Origin of the sequence: Chryseobacterium sp. B21-037, assembly GCF_028570785.1 — a bacterium.
Taxonomy (GTDB): Bacteria; Bacteroidota; Bacteroidia; order Flavobacteriales; family Weeksellaceae; genus Chryseobacterium; species Chryseobacterium proteolyticum.
In genome coordinates, this window is the sequence record NZ_JALGCB010000001.1 from 762,271 (window position 1) to 774,507 (window position 12,237).

At 37.4% G+C, this 12,237-nt stretch carries 8 protein-coding genes; 2 read left to right on the top strand and 6 right to left on the bottom strand.

What is annotated here, in order from left to right; all coding sequences use genetic code 11:
* Positions 1–7: 7 nt before the first annotated feature.
* Positions 8–457 (bottom strand): MarR family winged helix-turn-helix transcriptional regulator, encoded by a 450-nt coding sequence (locus tag MTQ00_RS03370; protein WP_172278262.1) that lies wholly within the window; start codon positions 455–457, stop codon positions 8–10.
* 237 nt (positions 458–694) lie between these two features.
* On the opposite strand from MTQ00_RS03370, the gene MTQ00_RS03375 reads away from it, so the two are divergent.
* A complete protein-coding gene (locus tag MTQ00_RS03375; protein ID WP_273647741.1) occupies positions 695–1,825 on the top strand; it encodes an alpha/beta hydrolase-fold protein in 1,131 nt (376 codons plus the stop codon).
* Positions 1,826–1,876: 51 nt separating this feature from the next.
* Here MTQ00_RS03375 and MTQ00_RS03380 read toward each other — a convergent pair whose 3' ends face one another.
* From MTQ00_RS03380 to MTQ00_RS03400, 5 genes are all read right to left on the bottom strand, one after another.
* Positions 1,877–4,978 carry a non-ribosomal peptide synthetase family protein gene (locus MTQ00_RS03380; RefSeq protein WP_273647742.1) on the bottom strand — a complete coding sequence of 1,034 codons (3,102 nt, stop codon included), beginning with the start codon at positions 4,976–4,978 and terminating at the stop codon, positions 1,877–1,879.
* 388 nt (positions 4,979–5,366) lie between these two features.
* The gene (locus MTQ00_RS03385; protein ID WP_273647743.1) at positions 5,367–6,293 is read right to left on the bottom strand and encodes a hypothetical protein; all 927 of its coding nucleotides are present in this window, start codon (positions 6,291–6,293) and stop codon (positions 5,367–5,369) included.
* A 68-nt stretch (positions 6,294–6,361) separates the two neighbouring features.
* Positions 6,362–7,465 carry a hypothetical protein gene (locus MTQ00_RS03390; RefSeq protein ID WP_273647744.1) on the bottom strand — a complete coding sequence of 368 codons (1,104 nt, stop codon included), beginning with the start codon at positions 7,463–7,465 and terminating at the stop codon, positions 6,362–6,364.
* A gap of 246 nt (positions 7,466–7,711) precedes the next feature.
* Complete coding sequence (locus MTQ00_RS03395; RefSeq protein WP_273647745.1) at positions 7,712–8,326, bottom strand: response regulator transcription factor; 615 nt, start codon at positions 8,324–8,326, stop codon at positions 7,712–7,714.
* A complete protein-coding gene (locus MTQ00_RS03400) occupies positions 8,319–11,333 on the bottom strand; it encodes a ligand-binding sensor domain-containing protein (protein ID WP_273647746.1) in 3,015 nt (1,004 codons plus the stop codon). The genes MTQ00_RS03395 and MTQ00_RS03400 overlap by 8 nt, the downstream gene beginning before the upstream one ends.
* Before the next feature lie 270 nt (positions 11,334–11,603).
* On the opposite strand from MTQ00_RS03400, the gene MTQ00_RS03405 reads away from it, so the two are divergent.
* Positions 11,604–12,158 (top strand): OmpH family outer membrane protein, encoded by a 555-nt coding sequence (locus MTQ00_RS03405; protein ID WP_172278276.1) that lies wholly within the window; start codon positions 11,604–11,606, stop codon positions 12,156–12,158.
* Positions 12,159–12,237: the final 79 nt, after the last annotated feature.

Consider the following 12,237-nt stretch of genomic DNA (forward strand, 5'->3'; position numbering starts at 1 on the left):
AACTCAGTTATTCAAGATTTGTTGTCATTTTTTTTACCAGGAAAAGAGCATCCTGTATTTTCTCTATACCAAGGTTGCCGGCTGCTTTTTCATACAGTTCCAGTGCCCACGGATAAACAATTTCTACAATTTCCTTTCCCTTTGCGGTAAGGAATATCTGTTTATTCCTTCGGTCATTGCTGTATTCTATTCTTTCAACCAATTCCCGTTTTACAAGATTGTTGATCAGGTAGGTAACACTTGATTTGTCTTTGCTTATTTTATTGCTTATCTCCTGCTGATTGATCCCGTCATTCCGGGATAAAACTCCAAGGATCTCTATAAGCTCAAAAGAAAGATCCGGATCATACTCGTTGATTCTGGTCTGGATTTTCTGTCGCAAACGGCTTTTCATTTCACTCATTGCCAAACCAAGCTCCAGGGCTAATTCTGATATGTTGTTTTGTGTGACGGGCATATGATGAATATTAACGTATAGTGGAGGTTTGATCAATCGCTGTTGTATAACAAATATACTTAAAATTAGTTTGAATTAAAACTAATTTTTCAAAAAAATAAAAGATTTTTTTTCTGTTGTTTACTTATTTAAGAAGAATATTTTCTTATTATTGAATTAAATTATAAGAAAAACTTGATTTTTACACGGAATGTAAGAAATGAGTGTTCGTATTTTTCTTATGTTAAAATCAAAATAATGCAATATTTACAAAAGATATTTCTCATTTCTGTTTTGTTTTCGTCAATGCTATTTTGTCAGAATTCCAGTGTTTCAACAACGGCATTACCGGGAAAGGATTTTCCGAAGCTGGATTTTGAAAAGAAGGCTCAGTTCCGGGTGTATTTTCCGGATGCTCAATCTGTAACTTTAGAGGGGGGGGATGGTATGAAAAATATAAAATCTACCGCCTCAAAAGATAAAGACGGTTTTTGGAATATTTCAACAAGTCCTCTTGAAATTGGATTTCATTATTACTGGCTGAACGTGGATGGAAAGCGGGTCAATGATCCGGATACTCAGCTGTACTTTGGCTACGGTCAGCCGACCAGCGGGATCGAAGTTCCATCAGGAGAAGATTTTTTCTTTGAGAAGAATGTAAAACATGGACAGATTATAGAGGATGGTTTTAATTCAAGAATAACAAAAGGTAAGCGAAATTTTAAGGTTTATCTTCCTCCGGGATACGGATCAGAGAAACTACCGGTATTGTATCTATACCACGGAACAGGAGAAGATATAACGGGTTGGGAAAGACAGGGGCATATTGCCTGGATTCTTGATACTCTTCTGGCAGAAAGAAAAGCAGAGAAAATGATTGTCGTAATGGATTACGGAGTGGCATTAAATCCGGAAGAAGAAAAACTAGCGGATAATTCTTCCAAAACAGTCATTTCATCCCGAAATCTGGATAAGATTTTTATCGAGGAGCTGGTTCCCTATGTAGAAAAAAAGTATAAAACCAATGGTAAAAAAGCGATTACCGGACTTTCCCGTGGAAGCTATCAGGCGATGCTGATAGGGGTAAGTCATCCTGAAATGTTTACAGCCATCGGGTCATTCAGTCCTGTAATTTATGGAGGAACTGAAGATGAGCCTTTTAAGGAGCTGCCGGTTGATCATCTTTTAAAGTCACGGAAAAAGCCTTATTTCTTTGTCGGGATCGGGGAAAAAGAAGAAGCACGATTCTTTGGATTCAATGAGATTCTGCATGATTTCTTTACTCAGAATAATTACCCCTATACTTCATACAGATCCGCAGGAACTTATCACGAATGGCTTACCTGGAGAAGATGCCTTTATGAGTTTGCGCAACAGATTTTCAGATAACTTTATATTAAAAATCCCCGGCCTTGGCCGGGGATACACCATAACTAAAAACTAAGAATGCATGCCCAGATACTTTAAATAAGCATCAAGGACAGGTTTGTTGAATACAGGTTCTTTAATGTCTGAGTCTTTGAGGAACTCCTGTACATTCGAACAGTCCCAAATGTAAGTATGCTGGTAAAGTTCCACAGTAGACAGGCCTTCATGCATATTATCTTTAAACAGGCTTGTTAATGGATACAATCTGTTTTTGGTATCATTTTCCCAATGCTTACGCCATTCTTTATAGGGAAGGGGAGTAAGTTCATAAGGGTAATTCTTTTTGAGCAGGCCAAAGAAATCCTCCAGCGTCAGATTAGTTTCAGGGCTGGCAATCAGATTGAATTTCTTGCCGATTGCATTTTTATTTTTCGTGATATGAGCCATTGACCGGGTCATGTAGTCTACGGTGATCAGGCCTTCTCTAAGTTCTGTTAATGCAGGGTAAGATTTAAACTCTATACAGTTTTTTACCAGTCCGGACCACCACTGATAAGGTGCGCTCGCTCCGGATTTACTGTGACACATCGCATATCCCAAACGATACGTAATCAGCGGGAGACCTTCCCGGGCTGCAAGATCCGCTATAGCTTCCATTACATATTTGCTTCGCACATAGCCAATATCTTTACTTACCGACATGATATTCTGTTCTATGTCGTCAGATTCCAGCATGATCTTTTTTCCGGTAAATAGATGTCCCCAGCTATAAACTGAAATTGTAGATAAAAGAGCCAGGCACTTTGTTCTTTCTGTTCCTGCCAGACGTATAATTTCCCTTATTCCATCTACATTGGGTGCTTTCATATAAGAATAAGGCTCAATAAAATTGACCGAACTTCCGGAATGATATATCACATCAATAACAGTGGCAAGCAGATCGAATTTTTCTTCAGATAAACCCAAAGAAGGTTTTGCCAGATCACCTAAAACCGGAATAATCCTTGATCTCTGCGAGTGATTTTGCGGGATATGAAACTGAATAAAGCACTGGTTGATTTTTTCCATGGCATGAAATTCATCCTGTGCTCTTACCAGGCAGTATATATCTGCATCCGTTGTATCTAAAAGCTCCTGAAGAAGATGGATTCCTACAAACCCTGTGGCGCCTGTGAGAAATATGGCAGATGGATTTTCCAGTTTTTCTGGATCAAAATTATCCTTGAATCGGGTGCCGGGATTCAGGTAGACGTCCTGTTGTAATTCAACATAAGGTTCTACGTCTTCAGAAGGAATTGCTTCTCTTGCCTCGTGAGCACGTGCTATAAGCACATCGCTGAGTTTTTTCAGAACAGGGTATTGATAAATATCGCGCAGATATACTTTTATATTTAATTTTTCCTGTAAAGCTACCGCAACAACAGCAACCAGAAGCGAATTTCCTCCGATATCAAAGAAATTATCAGTGATATTGATAACCGGAAGTTCCAGTTCCGATGACCAGATGTCAGCTATTATTTTCTCGGTTTCATTTGTTGGCGGTTCGTGTGAGATAAGTTCCTTTGCCTCTTTTTCTGCAAGGCTGCTTAAGAGGTCCGTATTGGTTTTTCCATTCGCGGTCAATGGTATTTTGTCGATACAGATGATCTGGGCGGGGATCATATATCCGGGTAATTCTTCTTTGAGAAAACTCCTGATTTGCTGGATATCCTTTGATGTTCCGGGTTTTAAAACAATAAAGGCGACAAGATATTTGTTATTCCCTGAAGTATTTTTTGTGATTACTACAGCTTCTTGTATTCCTGCCAGTCGATCGAATGTGCGTTCTATTTCTCCCAATTCTATTCGGAATCCTCTTATTTTTACCTGATTATCCATTCTTCCCAGAAACTGGATTTCTCCATCGGAGGACCATCGGGCAAGGTCTCCCGTTCGGTATAGTTTTTCAGTTTCCATAAAAGGATTAATAATGAATTTTGAAGCTGTGAGTTCCTCATTGTTTAAATATCCTTTAGCCAGTAAGGTGCCGCCTATGTATAATTCTCCGGTTGCTCCTATGGGTAATAGTTTCATTTGATTTCCCAATATGTAAGCTTTAGCATTTGCTATAGGCCTGCCAATGGAAGAAACATATTTTCCGTGAAGATCTTTAACCTTCTTAAAAGTAGCATATACGGTACATTCTGTAGGACCATAATAATCGATAAGTTCATAGTTTAGTCCATCGGTGAGTACAGGCTTTAGTTTTTCACCTCCTGTAAAAAGATATTCCAGCTGAAGATCATTATGATTTCTGGTGTGTGCCACGACTGCCGGAACCAAAACAGTAGGGGCAAAACCGTGGGTAATTTTGTTTTTCTGATAAAAGCTGGCCAGGGCGGAAGCTTCAGTTCTCTCTTCGCTGTCCGCTATAAAAAGGGTCGCTCCGGAAGTCAATGCCGACCAGGTTTCCCATACAGATATGTCGAATGCCAAACCGGCCACCAGGCTGAGATGAGAAGTGGGGGTGACATTAAAATAAACATTATGCCAGGTTACCAGATGCTGGATACTTTCATGAGTGATCATTACTCCTTTAGGGTTGCCTGTGGAGCCGGAGGTGTAAATGGTATAAGCAAGAGTGTTGTGATGAATAATCACCTCCGGATGCTGAACGGAGGAATCAGTGAGGTCATCCTTACGGTCAAGATAAAATATGTGGAAGTTTGGGTCTTTAGATAAATCTTGAGAGAGGACCTGATTGGTGATTATAATTTCTGCTTTAGTATCATTCAGAATATACTCTACGCGTTTTACCGGATAGGCAGGATCTATAGGAACATAAGCAGCACCTGTTTTTAATATTCCAAGAATTGCAATGACCCATTCCAGGGAGCGGTCCAGCCATACAGGGATGTACATTCCTTCTGTTATCCCTTTTGCAATGAGTGTATTGGCGATCTGGTTGCTTTTTTCATCCAACTCACGGTAGGTTATATGCTGATCCTGATAAACAGCAGCCACGTTATCCGGATGTAGGGAAACTTGTTTGAGAAATAATGAAACCAATGTTTGTTCCTTTTTGTAGTCCCAATTTGTTTTATTGAACTCGTACAAAATTTTGTTCCTTTCTTCTGAGGACAAAGGAAGGATAGTGTTGATTCGGGTTTGTGATGTTAAGTTTGTGTTTGGCATATTAGTTTTTTTTGATTTGGTTGTATGTTGTAATGTTTATGGCATGGTTGTTATTTTGGGTTATAAAATTTAGAATAAACTAAATGTGAAATTTTTTTCACGGAGTCATATTTTTTTATGTTTTAGTTTTATTTGTTAAATTTCATGAAGTATCTGTTAATGTTTTATTCATAATTGATTTATTTTAAGGATTAGTCAATAAATTTAAGATTATAAATTGAAGGTACTGCACAATAAGTGTTAAATTTTCACCATAAAGAGATTTAAATTAAACGACTGTCTACTAATGAGACAGTCGTTTTTTAATAAGAAACCTTGTAAAATGAGGGATTTCTACATGTTTAAGTTTCAGTTGTGTTATTAGAATCTATCCGCGGTTTTGTATAAATTAATTCGCGATTTTATATCCGTAAAAGGAGCTTACGACAACCTGGTATATTGGACTGCCGGTTACTCCGGCGGCGGCTGCCATGCTTACGGTTTCATCTTTATTAAGATACGTGATACACGATACGTTTCTTCCCGTCAGTGTACCCGGAGCAGGTTGGAAAGATTGTACCAAAATATTGTCTGTGCTCACCGCATAGTTTTTCATAAGATACAATACAACCCAGTCGAAACTTGGTGTACCCGGAATATTTCCGTTATCAAATTGGGTGGAACCATAAAACATATAATATCCGTTTGAAGGTGCAGTAAACCGACCGTTACTGATATTCAGTACATTTCCCGTGTTGATTACTGTTCCCTGAGGATAATTGATTTCCCTTCTGATGTAAGGACCGGTGCTGGCGGTAAGATCCTGTCTGCTTGTGGTGCTTACTGTAGAAAACGGATAACTGGTGGTGGCTGCGGGCAAGCTGTCAGAGCTTGAAAGCAAAATAAGCTCCCATGTTGTTCCTGTCGTTGTTCCTTTACTTATAAAAAATGCATAGTAACCTGCGGGAACATTAACAGTGCCAACGCCTGCTCCTGTTTGATTGTCGATTAATTCTGCTCCGTTGGCTGCAATAGATAATACGGCTGTCCCTGTATTTTTGAAATGATAGGTTCGTCCTGCAAAGTTACCGGAACCAGTAATGGCGGCAGGTAGCGTCAAAGTTCCGTTCGTATTGCTGCTGTAGGCCAGATAGTAATCCGTAGGGGCGACATTTCCACTTGCTGTAACGGATCTGTACGTAGCGGCAAATGAACCGTTCACAGTGAGTGTGCTCCCGGGAGTGGTAGTGTTGATACCCACATTTCCTGTTTGCGAATAGCTCAGAGTGCTACTCATGGCGGCAAGTAAAGTCAGGAAAATTGAATTTCTTTTCATATAAATTGTGGTTAAAATGATCAAAAAGTTAGTTGGATGATGAATGTATTTATTGATTATTTATACTGTTAATTCTGAAACTTTACAAAATCAAGATAAAAAGAAGGATTACCCGCATTAAAACTGGCAGGGATAATACCATTTGTTTTACCGGCTAAAATGGTATAATTTCCTGGTGTTGCGAAGTACAAGACGCGATTTTGATCCCGGGGAAACATAAAAGCTGCCGTGTTAGAGCCGCAATAACTTCTCCATACGTCTCCAATACCATTGATATAAAAGAAATAATCATTACACTCAGAATTGATGGCCACGCCACTTCGGATAAAATACCATCCTTTTGCAGGGATAGTCAGTGATATTCCGGTAACCAGGCCGCCGCCGCCGGTAGGTGCTGTGAAAGGATTTACTAATGTTCCCGTATAAGAAGTCCAGTTATTGGCAAACGCAGTAGTAACAGTAGATGACCAGGTGGCTAATCCATTAGAGTCGCTGGTTAATACATAGCCTAATTGTTGTGTTCCATCCTTAATCTGCAGCGCTCCGTTTGTTGTGCCATTATCAATAACAATTTTAGCATCAGCCGCACCAGCCGGGATCGTGTTGGATCCTAATAAAACTTTACCAGTACCGGTGATACTCAGATTATTTCCTACGGTAGTAACGATGTCTGTAGCCTGGGAAAGGGTACCTCCTAACTTAACATCATTCCCGGAAAGGTTTAGACCGTTACTGGCCGTATTTGTTACTCCACTTATGCTTTCCCATGTGGAATTTGCTCCGGTAAGTCCTGTACTGATCAACTGTGCACTTTGATTGGGAAGGACCAGAATATTTGTATTCCCATTAATTGTTTCAGGTAAAGCAGAACTTATGGTTATCGTAAAATTACTGTTATTGGTAATCCTATACATACGTCCTTTAAAATTTCCGGTGCCATTAATTGCGGGAGGAAGGCTAAATGTCGTATTCGTACTACCATTATATGAAACATGGAAATCAGTGGCGGTTAAACTGTAAGATGCCGTATTAACTGTCTTATAACTTGCCGCTACCGATCCGTTAATGTCTAATGTAGAGCTAGGGGTTACCGTATTAATTCCAACATTTCCCGTTTGTGCAAAGGTAATAGTTGATAAGAATAATACTAGTGGGATAAAATTTTTACTCATTTATTAAATGTTTATGGTTATGGTTTTGATGTGTCAATAATCCTATATCAGAACAGGAAAAGTCCGTGATATCAAAGTATCATTTACAAGGCGTAAAATTATAGGAATACTTCCACAAGAGCCTGTAATGGACTGTAGAATGAAATAAAGAATCGTGTAGAAAATTTTCTACACGATTCTCAGGATCACTAACTCTTTTTTAAACAGAACTAAAAGAGTCAGTTGTCAGTGTTTGCAAATTTTACTTCAGGAAGTATAATTTTGATAAAGTTTAATAAGATCTGCAAGATGATTGGTCTTCAGTTTGTTATGGATCCTTTTTTTATAGGTGCTTATGGTGCTCATCTGAATGTTCATCTCATTGGAAATTTCTAAATTTCCATATCCCTTCACCATTAAAATAAAAATCTGATATTCTCTTTCCGAAAGCCTCTTTATGGAATCTAGCGGAGAGTCCTGTAGTAATTGATTAACAATACCAGAAGGGTAGTAGTAGCCCTCACGGAAAATCCTGATTACTGCTTCTGATATTTCCTCCACTTTGCTCAGTTTACTGAGGTAACCGTTGGCTCCCTCTTTTATGTATTGTACGGCAATCTCTTCTTCATAGGCCGAAAATATCAATATTTTTACATCCGGATCGATTTCTTTAATTTCAGAAATCATTTTTTTATTTTTACTTTCAGGCATATTGATATCAAGAATAATCAGGTCGTACTTTCGCTGGGAGATTTTTTCCAGAGTTTCCGGGTAATCTTCTGCCTGATCAACGGATATATCAGGGATTCTGGACTCCAGTATCAGGCTTGTTCCCGTAAGAACCACATCATGATCATCAGCTATAAGAATGTATTTAATCATTTTTTTTATTTTTTAAAATCAATCGGCAGGTAGTTCCTCCTGTCTTGTTTCTGGTAAAGATTATTTTACTTTCTATCATTTGTAGTAGTTGTAGCACCAGATGGATTCCCATCCCATATTTTTGGAGTAATAATTTTTCATTTTCGATGTTGTTCTGAAGCTCTTCATAATAATCTATTTTTTGCTGATCCATTCCTGAACCGGTATCTTCTACAATTAAAATAACGCTTCTGTACTCGGTAAAAGCATCTATGGTTATGGTTCCTCCTCTTGTATATTTTACTGCGTTATCCAGAAGGTTATGGATAATGGCTGCCAGAATATTTTTACTGATCCGGGTGTGTATTTTTTGATCAGCATTGTTAATAATGGATGTATGATTGCTTTCAGCTATGGTACTGAAAAGCACTATTTTTTCTGTGATCAGATCATGCAGAGAGTATGTTTCCGTTTTATCGGTTCTGTGGTGGCTGTAGATATCAGCATACTCTTTGAGCGTTGCCGTAAAATTATACAGCTGATCGGAGGATTTATAAATTGAAGCGAGCACTTTTTCAGTCCGTTGTTGATTGAATTCTTTATTCCCTAATATTTCCTTTGCAGTTAAAGCAATAAATTTTACAGGAGTGGTAATATCGTGTGTTATGGTACCGATCAGTTTTTTTTGCTGCTCGATTTCCTTATGAAGCTGAATTTTTGTTGTTTCAAGCTTTTCGACGGTAGCGGAAAGTTTTTCGGTACGTACGGTGATAATTTTTTCCAGTTCCAGATTTTTCTTTTGCAAAAACCGGATCCTCCATTTGAGAAGGAGGTATAACACAAAGAATAGTAATAATATCATCACTATCTTAAACCATAAGGTCTGATAAAAATAAGGCCTTACGATGAGGTTGATTTTTTTATAGATGTATTTTCCTTTATCGGAAACAAGCATTCTTGCAATGAAAGAATAATTCCCGTACCTCAGATTGGAAATGGAAAACTTCCTGTCTTTCCCGATGGATTCCCATTTTGCGTTGGGAAGCCCCATAATTTTAGCTTCTATCACAATATTGTCGGGATTTGCATAATAAGGAACATCTATAAAGAGGTCTAATCTGCTGGATTTCTGTTCAAGAAAAAGAGTTTTATGAAAGGACTCTTCTTTGTTATCTATCATTGCTCTTTCGATGTAGATGTTTTTAGGGTAGTAACTTTCGATTTTTAAGGGGTTAAAAAATACTAATCCATTCAGAGAAGGTAGCACAAAATCCCCATTTTTAAGTTTATTGCCACTTACATTGCTGCCACCATTGAATTCATTGGTGAAGAAACCCGAATCTTTTGAAAATCTGTAATAATTAACCTTAGAATCCAGGGCCTGAACAAATTTCAGAAGCTGGCTTTCATGAACTTTATATAAGCCGTTATTGGTAGGGATCCAGAAAAAACCTTTTTGATCTTCGAGAATGGTATGAGGAGATGAAATATTACCATCAGCATCATAAGGCATCCTGATAAGCCTGTTGTTTTTTAGTAAATAAAATCCCTTTCCCAAAGTTGTGATCCACAAGTTACCGTCTTTTGACCTTATGATATTACGGATAGACAATTCCTGGTCAGCGATTACCGGATGTATTTGGTTTGTGCTCAACCGGATATTGTATAAACCCTTTACCGTACCGACTAAAATATGATCAGGATCGACCTTTAAAAATTTGGTAGGCTCACTATCCAATACAATTCTTCTTTCCAAAGATAGCAGGGAGTTGTCTTTGTATATCTCAAATGTTCCACTAAATTCAGAAACACTATTCTTTTTGGGTTTTGCAACCAATGCATAAGATTTTTTTGCATCGAAAAAGAAATCTTTTAAAAAAAACTCTTTTAAAACAGTGAAGTCCCTGTACGAATTTGATTTTTTATAGATCCTTAAATCCCGGTCTTTTCGTATCATAAGGTTTTCATGCCGGTCGTATGCCATAAAAAAAGGAGCTGTATTTTTAAAATGCTTCTCACGGACCATTCCATTACGGGTGTAGATTTCACCAAAGGGATTAATGACCGAAGTGCTGTCGTAAGGAAGGGTAGCATAAAAAACGGATTCTGCTTTCGGCGAAGATCCTTTGACGGTAGTGAAATCATGAAGATTGATAACCTGCAATCCTTCTGTACTACTCCCGAGATAAAGTTTCTTGTACCGTTTGTCATAATATACACTGATCAGGTTGTCATTTTTTATATTGTCCATTTGGACGATCTCGGATATGATAAATTGTTCCTTTTCATAGGTGCAGAGGTAAAACTTATTATGGCTTAACACGAAAAGCTGATTGTTTATTCTGCTCCAGAAAATCTTACTATCCTTGTCAGTTAGCAAAGGGACCTGATAGGAATTTGTGATTTTTCCTTTTTCTATTTTTTCTACTTTATTTGTGGTAAAGTTGATGTAAAACAGGATTTCATTGATTGTAAAAATCCTGGGAATATTTTTGTAGATGGCATTAATTTTTAGCGTTTCTTGAGGTTTAGAGCGAAAACTGGTGAAGGTAAGGCTGTTTTCTTTGATGTAATATCTTCCATCCTTATCATTCATGTAAAAGTTGATGCCGGGATACCGGGTATAGCTATAATTGGAACAATACAAAAGGTAGCCGGTATTATCTTTTGATACTACTGTAGGGAATTGTTTCAAAGAATTTGTTACCCGTGGAATTTTATTACGCAGAAGGATGGTTTTCCCGTAATCACCGGCTGTTAAAATACTGTCTTTTTCTGGGTATCCATAGAAGTATGTAAAACGCTGACTGCTCAACGGGAAGTTTTTATAGACCAGAAACTGAGCGCCATCATACCGTACAATTCCATTTTCAGTGGTGAGCCATATAAATCCATATTTATCTTTTATAATGTCTTTTACACTGTTTTGCGGGAGTCCGTTATCGGTATTATACAACTCGATGTTGTATTTCTGGCTGTAGACCTTAACAAAAATAAATATGAAAATTAATAGTATATTTTTATTCAAATCTTATTTTTTACGAATAAAACAAAGATATAACGGAATAGATAATAATAAACCAATAGTAGGTGAAAAAAACTTTAATTAACAATTTTGGATAAAGTTTATTTAATTATTTTATTTTTACAGCTGAATTTTAGCTATTGATATAAAAAATGTTGATACTTACCTGTAAGGACAATAGAGGCGCTAAATCTGCGTTGATAAATATAATTTTAAATGTTTTTATATAATTTTCCGCTAGAATATCAATATAGAATGTAATAACAGTTCCCAATGAGAAATAAAAAAATTGCACTAACCCTTATATTATTTTTGCTTTTCAGTTTAAGTAAGGCTCAGAAGATCGGTGTTATAGATACCAATGTGATATTGAGTAAGCTGCCAGATTATAAAGAGGCTGAAGCAAGGCTTAATGCGCAGATAGCTACATGGAAAAGTGAGCTTCAGAGTATACAGTCGGAATATGAAAAGAAAAAATCGGCATTGGAAAACGATAGGGTATTATTGGTAGGCGAAGAATTAAAACGAAGAGAAAAAGAAGTATTCGATTTAGAGAAAAACATTAAAACGACTACCAGTTTAAGATTCGGAAGTACCGGTGAAATCAACAAGCTGAAGGCCAATATGGTTTTGCCTTTTGAAGAACAGATTCACAATGCAATGGAAACCATTTCTGAGAAAGAAGCATTAGGTGCTGTGATCGATAAGAGATATAATAATGTTCTGTACCTTGAGAAAAAGTTCGACTATACGGAGAAAGTTTTAGATATCTTATTACATAGAACCCCTGTGGTGGAAGTGAAAGAAACACCTAAAAGAAAAAAATAACTTTAGAGATATAAAAATTAAAAAGCCTGGATCAGTCACAGGCTTTTTTTATAGCTATTGGTTACCATAATGCAGTATG